Annotated in this window: 17 protein-coding genes and 1 pseudogene; 10 read left to right on the forward strand and 8 right to left on the reverse strand. The window is 60.8% G+C overall.

Translation table 11 applies throughout. The features are described from left to right. Positions 1-796 precede the first annotated feature (796 nt). The 3 genes and pseudogenes from AC0L3O_RS05105 to AC0L3O_RS05115 all read left to right on the forward strand — a co-directional run bounded on the left by AC0L3O_RS05105 (position 797) and on the right by AC0L3O_RS05115 (position 3007). Positions 797-1669: an alpha/beta fold hydrolase gene (locus AC0L3O_RS05105; protein ID WP_128246731.1), complete on the forward strand. Its 873-nt coding sequence runs from the start codon at positions 797-799 to the stop codon at positions 1667-1669. A gap of 76 nt (positions 1670-1745) precedes the next feature. After that, positions 1746-1985: pseudogene (locus AC0L3O_RS05110) on the forward strand (recombinase family protein); the annotation flags it as partial. Positions 1986-2572: 587 nt separating this feature from the next. Then, positions 2573-3007: a GFA family protein gene (locus AC0L3O_RS05115; protein ID WP_128246732.1), complete on the forward strand. Its 435-nt coding sequence runs from the start codon at positions 2573-2575 to the stop codon at positions 3005-3007. Positions 3008-3317: 310 nt separating this feature from the next. Here the strand turns inward: AC0L3O_RS05115 and AC0L3O_RS05120 are convergent, their stop codons facing one another. The 7 genes from AC0L3O_RS05120 to AC0L3O_RS05150 form a co-directional block, all read right to left on the reverse strand. Next, positions 3318-3971, reverse strand: coding sequence for a hypothetical protein (locus AC0L3O_RS05120; RefSeq protein WP_128246541.1), 654 nt, complete (start codon positions 3969-3971; stop codon positions 3318-3320). Positions 3972-4357: 386 nt separating this feature from the next. Further along, positions 4358-4795: a hypothetical protein gene (locus AC0L3O_RS05125; RefSeq protein WP_287237656.1), complete on the reverse strand. Its 438-nt coding sequence runs from the start codon at positions 4793-4795 to the stop codon at positions 4358-4360. After that, positions 4788-5135 (reverse strand): hypothetical protein, encoded by a 348-nt coding sequence (locus tag AC0L3O_RS05130; protein WP_287237655.1) that lies wholly within the window; start codon positions 5133-5135, stop codon positions 4788-4790. The genes AC0L3O_RS05125 and AC0L3O_RS05130 overlap by 8 nt, the downstream gene beginning before the upstream one ends. Further along, positions 5132-5317: a hypothetical protein gene (locus tag AC0L3O_RS05135; RefSeq protein ID WP_128246543.1), complete on the reverse strand. Its 186-nt coding sequence runs from the start codon at positions 5315-5317 to the stop codon at positions 5132-5134. Before AC0L3O_RS05135 ends, AC0L3O_RS05130 begins: the two co-directional genes overlap by 4 nt. Positions 5318-5510: 193 nt before the next feature. Continuing rightward, positions 5511-5693 (reverse strand): helix-turn-helix transcriptional regulator, encoded by a 183-nt coding sequence (locus AC0L3O_RS05140; protein WP_128246544.1) that lies wholly within the window; start codon positions 5691-5693, stop codon positions 5511-5513. Between the two features lie 311 nt (positions 5694-6004). Then, positions 6005-7348: a tyrosine-type recombinase/integrase gene (locus AC0L3O_RS05145; protein ID WP_288142074.1), complete on the reverse strand. Its 1344-nt coding sequence runs from the start codon at positions 7346-7348 to the stop codon at positions 6005-6007. Between the two features lie 287 nt (positions 7349-7635). Beyond that, entirely contained in the window at positions 7636-7872 is a 237-nt protein-coding gene (locus AC0L3O_RS05150) for a hypothetical protein (RefSeq protein ID WP_023798134.1), read from the reverse strand. Positions 7873-8131: 259 nt separating this feature from the next. Here AC0L3O_RS05150 and AC0L3O_RS05155 point away from each other — a divergent pair, with 259 nt between their 5' ends. The 3 genes from AC0L3O_RS05155 (at position 8132) to AC0L3O_RS05165 (ending at position 9341) form a co-directional block, all read left to right on the forward strand. After that, entirely contained in the window at positions 8132-8446 is a 315-nt protein-coding gene (locus tag AC0L3O_RS05155) for a hypothetical protein (protein WP_236393095.1), read from the forward strand. A 149-nt stretch (positions 8447-8595) separates the two neighbouring features. Further along, positions 8596-8874: a hypothetical protein gene (locus tag AC0L3O_RS05160; protein WP_128246546.1), complete on the forward strand. Its 279-nt coding sequence runs from the start codon at positions 8596-8598 to the stop codon at positions 8872-8874. Positions 8875-9095: 221 nt separating this feature from the next. After that, complete coding sequence (locus AC0L3O_RS05165; protein WP_128246547.1) at positions 9096-9341, forward strand: hypothetical protein; 246 nt, start codon at positions 9096-9098, stop codon at positions 9339-9341. Between the two features lie 509 nt (positions 9342-9850). On the opposite strand, the gene AC0L3O_RS05170 is transcribed toward AC0L3O_RS05165, so the two are convergent. Beyond that, positions 9851-10465: a TetR/AcrR family transcriptional regulator gene (locus tag AC0L3O_RS05170; RefSeq protein WP_287062035.1), complete on the reverse strand. Its 615-nt coding sequence runs from the start codon at positions 10463-10465 to the stop codon at positions 9851-9853. 91 nt (positions 10466-10556) lie between these two features. Here AC0L3O_RS05170 and AC0L3O_RS05175 point away from each other — a divergent pair, with 91 nt between their 5' ends. From AC0L3O_RS05175 to AC0L3O_RS05190, 4 genes are read left to right on the forward strand one after another with little or no spacing between them, the layout of a single operon-like run. Continuing rightward, positions 10557-11663, forward strand: coding sequence for a polyamine ABC transporter substrate-binding protein (locus tag AC0L3O_RS05175; protein WP_128246549.1), 1107 nt, complete (start codon positions 10557-10559; stop codon positions 11661-11663). A 13-nt stretch (positions 11664-11676) separates the two neighbouring features. Beyond that, a complete protein-coding gene (locus tag AC0L3O_RS05180) occupies positions 11677-12564 on the forward strand; it encodes an ABC transporter permease (RefSeq protein ID WP_128246550.1) in 888 nt (295 codons plus the stop codon). A gap of 2 nt (positions 12565-12566) precedes the next feature. Then, positions 12567-13349, forward strand: coding sequence for an ABC transporter permease (locus AC0L3O_RS05185; RefSeq protein ID WP_128246551.1), 783 nt, complete (start codon positions 12567-12569; stop codon positions 13347-13349). Further along, on the forward strand, positions 13346-14410 hold the full coding sequence (locus AC0L3O_RS05190) for an ABC transporter ATP-binding protein (protein WP_128246552.1): 1065 nt from the start codon (positions 13346-13348) through the stop codon (positions 14408-14410). The genes AC0L3O_RS05185 and AC0L3O_RS05190 overlap by 4 nt, the downstream gene beginning before the upstream one ends. The last annotated feature ends 3 nt before the right edge of the window (positions 14411-14413 follow it).

Genomic DNA, 14413 nt, shown 5'->3' on the forward strand with positions numbered 1-14413 from the left:
TCTCGGTCGAGTGTCATAAAACTCGGAACAGCGACCCGATCGGCCCGCTCTCTCCGCCAGAGGCGCAGCCTTTCATCTGTTCGAATGGATGTTGTCATCGCCAGCGCTTCCGCTGCCTAAACATCCGATTCTTGCGACCGTCCGGCGAGCTTCTCGATCGATCAGATCCAGGAGCGGCTTCAAGAGCAGTTCCAAAACGTCGGCGGCGGCCAATAACGGCTCGCGTTTGAAAGACAGCACCGGAAGCGGCGCCGGGTTCGTATACGCGCATTCGACAGTGACAAGGGAGTGCAGCAGCGGCGTTGGTTGGCTGAGAGGAAGGGAACGTCCGCATTGGATTCGGATCGAGACCTTGCATTCGTCCAAAGCCAACGTCAGGAAATGCCGCTGTCGAGGCGAAGTTCGCGTCAGACGCTCATCGCACCGACAAGCGAGTTGGACGACCGACTCGAGTGGGAAAGCGGCCGTCTGACAGTCTCGCTCTCGGCAACGACGCGCCAGGAGCGTAACTTTTCAAAACGCGCGAGGACATTGCCGGTAGGCTTAATGCAAGTGTCCGTCTGGAAGATTGGATAACAGCCGTGCATGTCCTCCTGTCTTACAGGGTGTACGAATTCTTGAATTGGTCGAAGACACTCGCAAGCTGCCTTATGCCGGCAAATTTGCTATGTTGCTGTTGTCGTCGCGACCGGGCCCGAATCGTTCGACGGACGCTTACCTAACCCGCCATCGACCCCATCACGAGACAACAGCGCCGGTCCTGCCGGCCGGCTCCGTGACAAGGGATCACATCCCCATGACTTACATTACCACCCAAGACGGCACCCGGATCTTCTACAAGGACTGGGGCCCCCGAGACGCTCAGCCGATCGTCTTCCACCATGGCTGGCCATTGAGTGCCGACGACTGGGACAACCAGATGATGTTCTTCCTGGCGGAAGGATATCGCGTCATCGCCCACGACCGGCGGGGCCACGGGCGGTCGGACCAAACCGACGGCGGCAACGAGATGGACACCTATGCAGCCGATGTCGCCGAGCTGGTCACGGCCCTCGACCTCAAGAATGCGATCCATATCGGCCACTCGACCGGTGGCGGCGAGGCCACACGTTATGTGGCGCGCGCGGAACCAGGACGCGTGGCCAAGGCCGTGTTGATCGACGCGGTGACTCCCGTGATGGTCAAGAAAGATTCAAATCCGGGCGGGACGCCAATCGAGGTGTTCGACGGATACCGTGCTGTGCTTGCCGCCAACCGCGCCCAATTTTACCTCGATATTCCGACCGGCCCTTTCTACGGCTTCAACCGGCCAGGCGCGATGGCGTCGGAGGGTCTGATCCGCAACTGGTGGCGACAGGGCATGATGGGGAGCGTCAAGGCCGGGTATGAGTGCATCAAGGCCTTCTCGGAGACCGACTTCACCGAGGATTTGAAGGCGATCGACGTCCCGGTGCTGGTGATCCACTGCGAGGATGACCAGATCGTGCCTTATGCCGATTCAGCGCCACTGACGGTCAAGCTTCTGAAGAACGGCACGCTCAGGAGCTACAAGGACCTACCGCACGGCGTGTGCCAGACCCATCCAGAGGTCGTAAATCCGGAGATACTTGCGTTCATTCGCGGGGCGAAGGTGAAGGCAGACCAGCGAGCGGCCGCTGCCGCGGTGTGAACTTTGACTGCGGGCCCGGCCAGGCGGCCGGGCCCGCATAGACTGTCCATACGTCGGCCATAGAAATATCGGGCAGGCCTTCCCCCTTGCTCGCCAGACAAAATGCCCGGTCGTGGCCAAGCTCGACCGCCTGTCGCGAGATGTCGCCTTCATAGCCGGCCTGATGGTCCAGCGGGTCCCGTTTATCGTCGCCGAACTTGGCGCCGATGCCGATCCGTTCATGTTGCACCTTTACGCCGCGTTGGCAGAGAAAGAACGGCGGTTAATCTCGGAACGGACCAAAACGGCCCTCGCCTCGCGCAAGACCACTGGCATAAGCGAGACGGACGGCAGCGCGTAGACTGGGACGCGACCTCTATGCAGAAGACCCGCCGCTACATTTGCGAAGCGACGGGCCTCCGCCCCATTCCCCCATACCTGACCATGCAACTGCCGTGCCAGACTTATTGACCCATCGCGGGACACCTTATGGCTTCTGCGCAGGCCTGGATGTTGCAAACAAGGATATGCCAGTCGGACCAGGCTCGGCTGTGGGAATTCCCACACCGGGGAAAACATTGGAAAAATCCGCTCCCAGTTTTGCTTTCCGGAAAGCGGGGCCTGCGGCCATCAAATTTCCTTGGATAGGGAGTAAGATGAAGTACACCTGATTGAACAAGAGGCTGTTGTGACAGGCTCTCCGGCCTTCATCTCAAGACTTTGCGATGCCGACCTCGCCGCGCTGACCAAACGGTGGCACGAGCGCAGCGCTTGCAAATTCCTTGACTTGCCGATGTCTTGATCAGCGTTCGCAATAAGCGCCGACGGAAGGAGCCGGGTTGAGAGACCGGTCGGCGGCCCCTTTGGGGAAGGTGGAACGTTTTCGCCCTCCTTGCCGTTGAAGCGGTCGGGAGAACGCTCGTGGTGGACCAAGTCGCGCAAGTTCGAACTGGTAGCTGCATTTGCCGCGGCGTAACGTTTCGCGTGACCGGCGATCCGCTTCGGGTTGGCATTTGCCACTGCAGCGACTGCCGCAAAGCCAGCGGGTCGATTTTCTCTGCGTTTGCAGTGTGGCCCCGAGGGGCATTTGAGAAAATGACGGGTTTCACCAGTACGTACGCGGGCAGAAGCTTCTGCTCGACTTGCGGCGGACGCGTGCCGTCGATCCGCGACGACGAAGTGGAGGTTATGATCGGGGCCCTCGACGAGGTACCATCGGACCTAACACCCGAATACGAACTCTGGACCGTACGTCGCGAAAGCTGGCTTAGTCCTCTGCCATCCGCAACGCAGTTCGAAAAGGACGCAGAAGCCCCCGGCAATGAAGCCGAGGTAGAACCACCTGAGCCCGCAAGCTAAGGACGCAGGCACAACGCCAGAATGAAAGCCGCGGCGAGCAGCATGGCGACTACTTCCCAGTTAATCCGGTAGATCATCGATCGTCTGCCGACATATCCGCGCCATTGCCTGGACAACCGCCAAGGCTGCCATTGTGCGTTTCGTCCTGCCTCCGTTGCGATAGTTGCCGTTCCGCTTGCCTTCAGGTGCGCCACCGCCCGCACCGTGCATGCGACAGACTGCGCTGCCCCTCACCGCTGGCGATCGACACTGGCAACCCGTCCGCTTCGACCGAGCATGACACCGAGGCGCTAGGTTCATGAGGTTGACGTTATTTTTTTCCGTCACCCTGCCCCCCATGGGCGACGTTGCCGACGATGGCTTGGCCCCCTTTTTCAACGTTCACGCGCTCGACAATCACGCGCTGCTCTCCTTTGCTGCGATAACGCTTCAGAGCCTCAACCTGGGCCACGTATGTACGGGCGAGGCGGTTTAATGCCCGTTCCTGCGATTCCCTCAACTCCCACGTCTTGGCTTCTCCCATGCACAAAGCGGTATTCATCGTGGCGAGGTGGATGGCGGCCATCTGGACACCAAGAGTCGCTTCGATCTGGTCCTTCGGTCGGAGCCCGCATACCATGGAGAGGGCATAATTCATTTCACCCTCACGTACCACGGAGCCGACCTGAGCAGCCTTGGCCAGTGAATCGAGAGTGCCGGCAAGGAAAGTGCCGCTATCGGCCCCTACGGCTTCGGCCAGTAGCTCATAGCCTAGTGCCGGGTCAGGGTGGTCCACCGCGATCGAAGCGATGCGCTTACCACCATCGCCGTCGCTCATCGAGATTTTTATTTGCGGAACCGGACGCCTGTTCTCGCGGCGCTTAGCGTAGGCGGCCCGTGATGCAAGTTCCAGTTGCGTCGGCTCGTGCGGCTTTGCAACCGGTTTTACCGTCTTGCCTCTCTTGGGCATCGGAACGACTGTCATCAGTGCCTCACCATACCCGCCTGCTGGAATACCGATCGCTATCAGATCCGATGTTCGCCGATTTGTTACCCACTTTTTACCCAATCCGCCAAATCACGAGCGAAGATACAGCCAAATCCCTTTTAATGTAAGGCATTCAGAGAGTATGAGCAGCGGATTGAATAACCGACGCCCCGATTTCAGGAGAAAGTTTAATGCCCGGAAGTTGCAGGCCGGCGAGCGCGAGGCCGATCAGGAAAAAGGTCGAGCGCTCATTGAATGTACGCGGGGCTCCTCGTGTTGCCTTCCTTCCCTCAAAAGCCCGTTTGTCTTCTGCTTCTGATCTCTGCTTCTGGATCTAATCTGCTTCTGCTTCTGTTCTGTTGTATCGATACCCTTTGCATAGGCTATCGAGAGGCTATGGATGGCGAGGTCATGAACTGGGCTCCCCATTCCGTTTCATCAAATTCGGCCTCGACTTTTTCCCGAACTCTGTCGCTGTCCAGCTTGTAGATGTGGCTGGCAATGCCGGCGGCGTGCTTGCCATTGGTAGGAGGTGAGGTCTGGAACCAGCGGCACACGTAGATCTCGTTGGTTTCCTCGTCGTGGCAGATCAGATCAGCCGTAGCCAAGGCAGCGAGGCAGAGTTGGTAATGGTCCATTGTCCAGCCGAGATCGGCCACGGCATAGGCAGGCGGCACTAGGCAACAACCCGCACTCGTTTGGTGCGGGCCAGTGCTGAAGTAGAACCAGAGCAGCCTCTGGTCGTTTGTCAGGGCAAGGAAGCGCCTTGATCGCCAGACGGTCGGGCCGACCTTGTGGAACTGCCGGACCATCTTACCCATTGATCGCCTCGCATTTCAGCCGGCGATGTTCCTGCTTAGGGTGCCGGCGGCAAAACCAGCGAACATCCATCGGGCGAGCGTAATCATCGTGGTGACCATCGACCTCGTGGGCGCCGCAGACCTCACACGGCTCCTTTTCGATCAATCCCTTCTTCAGCGCGGAACGCAGGGCCGCATGCGCCCAAGTCTCTTTCGGGTGCGCCGCCTTCCAGCGGTCTTGCGGTGTCATCGAGTTGCGACGACGCCTGGCTTCTGTTAGGTTCGCTGTGTTGATGCTTTCGAAATTGCCGCCGTTCCCGATGCCACTCGGGGCGGCGGTTTCCATTTCAGGGTTTCTCATTGGTGAGCCCCCTTACCCTTGCGGATTCGCGCAGCCTCGACGGCTTCATGAGGGGAAAGGCCGAACCTCTTGCGCAGGAAAGGCAGCAGCGGGCGCTCTGCCTTGAACCAGTTCGCGGCGAGCCAGACGGCTTGCGGGTTCGCCATTTTCCACTTGGCCTGGGAGCTTTGCTTTTCAGACATCAGCCCGCCCTCGCCATCGCCATGTTGTGCTGGCGTACCACCTCGCAGGCTTCTTTGGGGCTGAGGCCGAGATGCCGCAGCGCCGGTATAGCTGCGCCCCGGATGTGCCGCGGAGTCTCTGACAGGAATCGAAGGCCGCGCTCAATGTTGGCGGACTCGCAGGCGGCGTGATCTTCGGTGAGAGGCTGTCCCATCAGGCAGCACCCTTTCCAGCGTGGGCACGTTCCCAGGCTTCGATCTCGGCAATCCGCCAATACCGATAGCGGCCAAGATAGAGCGGCTGCGGAAACGCCATCTGCTCGTCGCGGAGCCAGCGCCAGATGGTCATGTCGCTGACCTTGTAGCGCTCCCGGACGTGGCGGGCCGGGATGAACATATTTTGTGTATTGCCTGCATCTGCAGGCTGGGGCATAAAAACCATGTGCGAGGAATCCTTGCGCAAAAGGGAGAACACACCAACGAGTGTGATTTTCTGTTCAAAGAAACAGCCGGGCGAGCTTTCTGAGGGCCAAGCCCGGCTGTTTCAAATTTCCGAACCAAATCGGCTCGTTAGCTAACAAGTTAGCCTATGGGATTCGGGGGGTGCAAGAGAATCGGCAGCCGTACCCGGTTTTCCCACGGGCAAAACGTGCTCCGTACCCGCTGTTCACAGGCTTTGAACTTTTCCACAGGCTATGCACAGGATGATTAGGCGCGTTCCTGCTGGAACGGCACCACATTCTGCGCCGCCTTGCCTTCGACCAAGTCGATGACAAATCGGCCCCATGCGTCGAGCGCGGCCCGCTTCTCGTCGGCGTAGTCGTGAACCTGGTAGATGCCGGCGATGCCACGGAAAGAGCCGGACTTGTGGTTCAGCACCTTCTCGGTGACTTCCATCTTCACGCCAATGCGCTGCATGCCGGCGGCAACGGTGCGGCGGATGTCGTGCACGGTCCAGTCAGGGATCTCGACCTCGCCAGCAATCTCGGCCATCAGCTTATCGATGCGCTGTTTCATCCTGGAGAAGCCGCTGACGGGATTTTCGCCGTCCGTGGTGAAAACGTAGCCTGCCTTGCTCTTGATCCGTGGCAGCGCCCGCAGGACCGCCAGCGCCTGCTCTGACAGCGGCACCACATGCGGCTCGCCATTCTTCGACCGCGCGGCGGGAATGACCCATTCTGCGGCGTCCATGTCGATCTCGCCCCAGGTCATTGCGGAAACCTCGGTGCGGCGCTGACCGGTCAGGATCAAGAGGTGCAGGAGCGGGCCGAACGGTCCCCTGCCCGCTGCACCGTCATAGGCTTCGCAGGCCTGCCATAACCAGCGCAGTTCATTGTCGCTGGAGCCAGGGACTTCCTTGCGCCGGATCAGGACGCGATTGCGGCTGTCGTTTTCCTCGGACGGCGGCTGCAGGTCCGTCATTGGCGAAGCCGGCAGGATGTCCTTGCCGACTGTCCAGTTGAAGAACTTGCGCAGCTCCGCAAATGTACGGTTGGCGCCGATCGGCGCTGTTGTGGCAAGCTTCTCCAGATGCTCTCTGATGTCGCGGCGGGTGATGTCTTGAATGCGCTTCTCGCCCCACAAACCGACGGCACGGTGCGCGTTCACTTCGTCCTTGAGGTTCAAGCCGAGGAGCCTCGCCTTCTCGGGATAGTTCCGGCGCTTCGATGCATACTCCTTGAGGTAGCGTTCAACGATGGTCTTGAACTTGTCGCGGTTCGCCGCGTCCTCGTCCTTTACCTCTCGCTTGGCGGCTTGCTTTTCCGCACCGGGATCTTCGCCGCGCCGGACGCGCTCCAGTATGTGCGCTGCTTCTCTGCGGATGCGGGTCAACTCCTCACCGGCGCAGTCGGCGTCGTCACCGAAGAGAGAGTTGCCGAGCGTGACCTTTTTCGGAATGCCCGAGGCCCGGTAGCGAACCGCCCAAGATTTCCGCCCCGTGGGCTGAATCACGAAATACAGGCCGGTCAAAATCCCGTCCCCAATTTCTCTTCGCTTGGAGGGGTCTGCCTTGAGCTTGAGAAGAGATGCCGCCGTAAGTGCCTTTGCCATGTCCAAATCCCCTGGGTAACAACGGGGTAACGCAAACGCGTGTTATGCGCCGTTACCCGATGTTGCTAACATAGGGTAACAAATCCAGCAAAGCAAGGCAGAACAAGGGTTTGAACAACATTAGATGTTCGGTTTTGTTATGTCGCGTTACCCGGAGTTTCAGGTTTTGTAAACCGAAGGTCGGCGGTTCGATTCCGTCCGGGGGCACCAAAGCCAGTCGTCTTGAATGAGGCTGGCCTTTCGGATTTTGCCGCGCTGCGCGAGGGGGGCAAGGCTAATCGGGACCTCTAGATCCCATACATCATGGCAATGAAGAATACCGGTGCAAAGATCAGGAAGATCGCCATTACTATAATCACGGCGAGGGCCAGGCGCTCTGTTCGCCTGACGATTGCAACGACGTCGTCGTCGCTCGATGAAACAAGATCAACCGCCGAGAAATCTGTTGGGTCAGGAGTTTGATTGTCATTGGCGGGTCGGCTTGCGACCGCATCGGCATTCTGTTGGCTCTGGATAAGGGTCACAGTTCTCTCCGCCGTTAGGGTGCCACATCGGGTGCCCGCCGATGAGTATACAGCGGGGCCACCCGGAACCACCGATGAAGGGACTTTGCTCGGCGGCCAAATACCAATCCCTTGCCAAGATCTTGGTTGCCAGCCTCAGCCCTCTGTCTTTAACGCACAAACTTCAGTCTTACTGCGTCATGGACCATAGCCCGACGCCGGAACTAAGTGCCCGCCGGTCCCGTTGCCGACCAGTGATAATTGAGAATAGGAGATAGTCATGGCTGACGGTCCCACCGTTGTTAACTCAGGCGGAAATGGCGCCGGCACCGCTGTCGCCGTCGTTCTCGCAATTATCGCAATCGTGATCCTGCTGTTGTTCACCGGCGTTATCAACATCAACGGCGGGGGCACCGGAAAGGACGTCGACGTAAAGGTTGAAGCGCCTACGGTCGAAGCGCCCAACGTCGAAGCGCCAGCCGCGTCCGCTCCGGCAGAGCCGAGCGCACCTGCCCCAGCCGCGCCCGCTCCGGCAGAGCCGGCCGCACCTGCTCCGGCAGCACCCGCTCCGGCAGCACCTGCTAACGGCGGCTGATTGTGCCATCGGATACGGGCCCGGCGGGATGAGCTTCCGGGCTTGATGAAAACGTTGACGGCCGTCCACACTCTGCAAAGCGGCCCACGCAACAGAAATCTTCGACGGAGTTTCAATCAGTTGCGCAGACCAGCAAAGGAGGATCGCCTATGAAGGTGCTCGTCACCCTCCTGGGCGGCATTGCAATGGCCGGATGCATCAGCATGGCCGCTGCCGATCCGTGGAAGGACGAGAGCGGTCATGGCAAATGGCAGGGCCGCTACCAAGACGAAGATGATTATGAGCGGAAGCGCGAACGCTACAGCTACAAAAAAGAATTTCGGCGCGGCAATTGCAAGATTGAGCGCAACTGGGAGGGCGATGAATACAAGGAAGAGGTGAAGTGCAAGCGCGGCTTCAGGAGGCCGGCTTACATCTATCGCTATTGAAAACAGACGCCGTCCGGGGGCAGCAAACAACCGGCTTCTTGTGATTACCTGCCAGGGTCGGTCGAAACCTGCTCATCCCCGATTTCCACAGGCCGCGGCCATAGCCCATCAGCTTCAACGGATATATTCGCTAGCGGACCACAGGTAGTCCCCTTGTGGAGCATAGGTATCCCGTAGCAGGAACCACAGGTATTCCGCAGTGGAAACCATAGGAGTCGCCGTTGGAGCAGAAACGCACGATCGCCCCCTTTATTGGTGGCATGTATGGTGGTCTTGCTGCCCTCGCGTTGGCGTTCGGTTTCCGCTTCCTGATGATTCGCGATCCAGATCCGACCTCGCAAGCAACGATAGCCCTTTCGGGAGTGGCCTTTTCGATCTGTTTCAGCCTGACCTTCCTTCGCGAGCATCGACGCCAGATTGCTGCCGCCAGAGAATTTCTAAGCCGCCCAAGATCGTATCGAGACTAAACCCCCGCGTTTCGCAAAGCAAAGCGCCATGCCTCCGGTCCGTGGCATCAGAACCAATGGATGCAACAGGGATGCGGACCGGCCGGCATCTCCCGCTCCCGGCCATTAATGCCATTCGATTAAAATGCCCCTGTGTATATTAGCAATCGCTCAATTTAGCGCGCTGACAATGTCCGGGCGGTGGGCTAAACGACGGGTGGTGTCATGCGAAGCGACTTCGCTGCGGCGCGCGAGCTCTTGGAGTGCGCCCAAAACCGGCTCTGCGGCATGGATGAAACGAGCCAGCGCGTCAGCGAGGCGCTGGACTTGCTGATTGAAGAAATAGCCATCGCGGAATTCCGTAAGGCGCCCTTGACCGTCGTGCCGTTCCCACGTGCGCGGCCACCCAGGCATGCTCGGTAGAACACCGCCAATCTAGTCAACAGCGGAAGTGCTCCCACCAGCGGAATTGAACCGGCGCGATTGCGGCCTGGCGGCGTCCGGGCCATCAGAAATCCCATCGGGAGCCCTCACGCCGCGATCGCCGCCACCAGAATCCGGTTCTGCCTTCGTATCGCGGCGCGCAGTTCGGCAATCCTCGCCTCATCGCGCTTCACGAATTCGATGAACATCATGTTCATGTTGTTGAACACCAGTTCGCCCAAGGCGTGTCCATCGATATCCCGGCGGACCAGGCCGAGCCCCTGCAGCCGGGCGATCAGCGCGCGGATCTGCTCGGTCAGCGCCCGGTCGAGCGCGGTATAGGCCTGGCCGAACGGGCTGTCGGGCAGTTGTGTCGAGATCGCCATCGCCTGCCGCCACATCTCCTTGCTGAGATAATGCAGCGAATGCTCGATATAGATGCCGAGCAGCGTGTCGAGCGCATCGCCGACATTGGCCGGCGGGTTGGCAACCACGCCGCGCCCGGCATTGAGCACCTCGTTGACCTCCATCGAGACGATGGCGCCCAGGATGTCGCCCTTGTTCTGGTAATAGTTGTAGATCGTGCCGACCGAGACTTCCGCCTGCGCCGCGATCGTCTCGATCTTGGCGCCTTCATAGCCGGTGTCGCGAAAGAGCGCCGCCGCCGCCTCGATAATGCGGCGATGCCGATCCGCCTTTTGCCTTGCCCGCAATCCGCTCATGTCGGCTATCTGCCATAAAAACAGAATTGACTCAATTTTAGAATTGGTTCAATTTTTCGCCAGAAGCCAGAAAGGCAAGGGAGAACACTCGATGACCATCAATCCAAACACCCCGAATCCAACGACCAGGAAGCCGCTTTCGGTTCTGAAGAGCCACCTCCACGCCGCGTGTGCGGCGACAGCGCTGCTGCTGGCGACGGGCAGCCTCGCTCAGGCCGCCGATCTCAACGCCCTGATCTGGTGCGATCACGCCGACCCGGCGCTGCTGCAGCCCTTCGAGGAGGCCAACGGCGTCAAGGTCAATGTCAAGGAATTCGAAGGCACCGGCGCCGGCATGGCGATTGTCGAGCAGTCGCAGCCCGGCGACTGGGACGTGATGGTGATCGACAGCATCGACATACCGCGCGGCGTCGAAAAGGGCCTGTTCGAACCGCTGCCGGAAGACAAGCTGCCGCTGGCCGACCTCTTTCCCCAGGTGAAGATGGACAGCTCCACCGTGGTCGACGGCAAGCGCTACGGCATCACCGAAAAATTCGGCTACAACACCATCGGCTACAACAAGACCAAGGTCGATCCGGCCGACATGCAGTCGCTGGCCGCGCTGACAGGCGACAAATACAAGGGCAAGATCGCCATCTACGACTATTACCTGCCGGTCATCGGCATGGCAGCGCTGGCGATCGGCAAGAAGACCGCCGAGCTGACCGAAGCCGACCTTCCGGCCATCAAGCAAGAGCTGCTCAAGATGAAGGCCAATGCCAAGCTGGTCGGCGAAGTGACCGCCAGCCAGACCGCGCTGGCGACCGGCGAGGTCGACATTCTGGTCGGCGGCGGCGAATGGGTGACGGCCGGGCTGGCCAAGGAGAACCCTGCCCTCGACTTCTCGATCCCCAGAGAAGGTGCTGTGCTGTGGTCGCAGTCGCTGGCCATGTTCAAGGATTCCAAAAACAAGGACATGGCGCTAAAATTCATCCAGTACATCATGAGCCCTGAAGGCCAGGCGCGGCTTGCCACCTCTGCCTGCTATTGGGGCATGCCGGCGAATACCAAGGCGGCTCTGACCGATGAACAGAAGAAAATCCTGCGCTTCGACGAGCAGCCGGATTTCCTCGCCCGCGCCCAGCCCTACCCGGCGCCGGATGCCGATCTCGACAAGAAGATGCAGGACGTCTGGACCGAAATGCTGCAGGCGCAGTGACCGGTCGCCGGTCGTGAACTCTGCCACGAACAGCGGGCGTGCCCTGCCCCGGGCGGGCTATGCCCTGCCTCGGACGGGCCGTGCCCTGCGCTGGGCGCTGGTCACGCCGGCGCTCGGCTGGACGCTGCTGTTCTTCGTGCTGCCGTTCGTCGCCATGGGGTTTTCCAGCCTGACGGCGCATGACGGCGGCGGCTTTACGCTTGCCAACTACAGCCAATTCTTCACCAACCCGGCCTATTGGCAGGCGATGGTGAATTCGCTGCAGGTCACCGTGATCGTCACAGTGATTTCGGTGCTGCTCGCCTACCCCTTCGCCTGGATCCTGGCCGAACAGGTGCCGGAACGCTGGCAGCGGCTGGCGCTGATGCTGGCGGTGCTGCCGTTCTGGACCTCCTATGTCGTGCGCTCCTATTCCTGGCTGCTGGTGCTGGCGCAGAACGGCGTGATCAACCGCGCGCTGACCGGCTCCGGCCTGTTCAGCGAGCCGCTGCAGCTCGCCAACACGCGGCTGGCCACGGTCATCGGCTTCGTGCACTTCTTCGTCATGCTTTTGACGCTGACGATCTTCGCCAATCTGAAGCAGCTCAGCCCGAGCTACCGCAAGGCAGCCGCCGATCTCGGCGCCGGGCCGGTGCGCACGTTCCTGCATGTCGTCCTGCCGCTGACCTTGCCCGGCATCATGGTCGGCGCCTTCCTCACCTTCGTGCTGTGCATCGGCGACTACATCACGCCGCAGATCCTCGGCGGCAACAACGAGCTTTTGATGCCGCAGCTGGTGATGATGCAGATCGGCCGGCGCGGCGATTTTCCGCTCGCCTCGGCGCTGTCGATCATCCTGATGGCGGTTGTCACCATTGCCTATCTCACCTGCGCCCGCTGGCTCAAGATCGAGCGGGCCTGACCGTGCGCGCCCTTGTCCGCATCGTCTCCTGGTTTTACGCCATCGCCATCTATGGCTTCATCTTCCTGCCGGTGGTCGTTCTGGTGCTGTTTTCGCTTCAGGCGACGTCGTTTCCGATCCCGCCCTTCACCGGGCCGTCGCTGCGCTGGTACGACGCCGTGCTCGCCGACACGCGGCTGACCTCGGCGCTGGTCAATTCGCTTCTGGTCGCGGCCCTCTCCTCGGCTGCCGCCGTCACGCTCGGTTTCCTCTCTGCCTGGGGTTTTGCGCGTTTCGTCCTGCCGGGCTCGGCCCTGCTGCGCGGGCTGATCACGCTGCCGCTGACCGTGAGCTATCTCATCATCGGCATGGGGCTGCTGGTGCTGTTCAACTGGGCCGGCATACCGAAGTCGCTGCTTGCTGCCGGCATCGGCCATGTCGTGATTAACCTGCCGCTCTGCTTTGCCATCATCTACAGCCAGATGGGCGACCACCAGATCAACATCGAGCGTGCCGCGCGCGACCTCGGTGCGCCCGAATGGAAGGTGCTGCTGCTGATCACCGTGCCTGTCATGGCGCCGGCGATCTTCGCCGGTTTCTTCCTGTCGATGACCTTCTCCTGGGACGAATTCGTGATCTCCTTCCTGCTGACGCGCTTCGATACGACGCTGCCGGTCGAGATCTGGAACCTGCTGCGCTCCGGCCTCAATCCCAAGACCAACGCCGTCGGCTCGCTGGTCTTCGCCGTCTCCATCGTGCTGGTGGTGTTTTTTGAGCTGATGCTGTTGCGGAGGAAGCCGGCATGACCGCGCCACTGGTCGATATCCGCGCTGTCTCGCACCGCTTCGGCCAGCACACCGTGTTGAGGAACGTCTCGCTGCAAATCGAGCCGGGCAGCTACACCATCCTGCTCGGACCGTCGGGCTCCGGCAAGACGACGCTTTTGTCCATTCTCGGCGGCTTCGTCACGCCGAGCCAAGGCAAGGTGCTGATCCGCGGCGAGGACTGCACCGCGGTGCCGCCGGCGAAGCGCCCGACGACGACGGTGTTCCAGGACTATGCGCTGTTTCCGCACATGAGCGTCGGCAGCAATGTCGGCTTCGGCCTGCGCATGCAAGGCGTCGATGCCGCGACACGGACCGCGCGGGCGCGCGACGCGCTGGCGCTGGTCGGGCTCGCCACCGCCTTCGACAAGAAGCCGCACCAGCTTTCCGGCGGCCAGCGCCAGCGCGTCGCGCTGGCCCGCGCCCTTGTCGTCGAGCCGGCCGTGCTGCTGCTCGACGAACCGCTCGGCGCGCTCGACCTAAAATTGCGCCGGCAGATGCAGGACGAGTTGAAAGCGATCCAGAAACGCGTCGGCACCGCCTTCATCCATGTCACCCACGACCAGGAAGAGGCGATGGCCCTGGCCGACCATTGCGTCGTGATGAATGACGGGTGCATCGAGGACGAAGGCCCGCCGGAGCGCGTCTATGCGCGGCCGGCGACGCGCTTTTCCGCGACCTTCATGGGTGAGAGCACGCTGATATCGGGAACGGTGACGGCGGCGAAGCATGGAACAATCACAGTCGCGACCCAGGTCGGACCGCTTTCGCTGCCCGGTACAATGCCTGCTGGCGCTTCTGTCGCCCTCGCCGTCCGTCCGGAGCACCTTGTCCTCGGCGCAACCGGCGGCGCGGTAAGGCTCGGAACGGCCAAGGTGAGCGACGTGGTGTTTCAAGGCAGCTTCAAACGCGTGCTGGCTGTCTCCGAGAAAGACCCGGCGCTGCACTTCATCGCCAGGGTTCCCGCAGCAACGGTCGTCCAGCCGGGCGACATCTCTGCGGTTTCGTGCGAGGCTGGCGATGTCATCCTTCTGGCGAGCTGAGCC

This window comes from Mesorhizobium sp. WSM4810 (assembly GCF_055811235.1).

What these genes read in the sequence shown, in the direction of transcription:
- AC0L3O_RS05170 (WP_287062035.1), bottom strand. Translation starts at nt 10,465, where the DNA reads ATGAGCGGATTGCGGGCAAGGCAAAAGGCGGATCGGCATCGCCGCATT.
- AC0L3O_RS05120 (WP_128246541.1), bottom strand. Translation starts at nt 3,971, where the DNA reads ATGACAGTCGTTCCGATGCCCAAGAGAGGCAAGACGGTAAAACCGGTT.
- AC0L3O_RS05130 (WP_287237655.1), bottom strand. Translation starts at nt 5,135, where the DNA reads ATGAGAAACCCTGAAATGGAAACCGCCGCCCCGAGTGGCATCGGGAAC.
- AC0L3O_RS05105 (WP_128246731.1), top strand. Translation starts at nt 797, where the DNA reads ATGACTTACATTACCACCCAAGACGGCACCCGGATCTTCTACAAGGAC.
- AC0L3O_RS05140 (WP_128246544.1), bottom strand. Translation starts at nt 5,693, where the DNA reads ATGTTCATCCCGGCCCGCCACGTCCGGGAGCGCTACAAGGTCAGCGAC.
- AC0L3O_RS05135 (WP_128246543.1), bottom strand. Translation starts at nt 5,317, where the DNA reads ATGTCTGAAAAGCAAAGCTCCCAGGCCAAGTGGAAAATGGCGAACCCG.
- AC0L3O_RS05175 (WP_128246549.1), top strand. Translation starts at nt 10,557, where the DNA reads ATGACCATCAATCCAAACACCCCGAATCCAACGACCAGGAAGCCGCTT.
- AC0L3O_RS05145 (WP_288142074.1), bottom strand. Translation starts at nt 7,348, where the DNA reads ATGGCAAAGGCACTTACGGCGGCATCTCTTCTCAAGCTCAAGGCAGAC.
- AC0L3O_RS05155 (WP_236393095.1), top strand. Translation starts at nt 8,132, where the DNA reads ATGGCTGACGGTCCCACCGTTGTTAACTCAGGCGGAAATGGCGCCGGC.
- AC0L3O_RS05190 (WP_128246552.1), top strand. Translation starts at nt 13,346, where the DNA reads ATGACCGCGCCACTGGTCGATATCCGCGCTGTCTCGCACCGCTTCGGC.
- AC0L3O_RS05160 (WP_128246546.1), top strand. Translation starts at nt 8,596, where the DNA reads ATGAAGGTGCTCGTCACCCTCCTGGGCGGCATTGCAATGGCCGGATGC.
- AC0L3O_RS05125 (WP_287237656.1), bottom strand. Translation starts at nt 4,795, where the DNA reads ATGGGTAAGATGGTCCGGCAGTTCCACAAGGTCGGCCCGACCGTCTGG.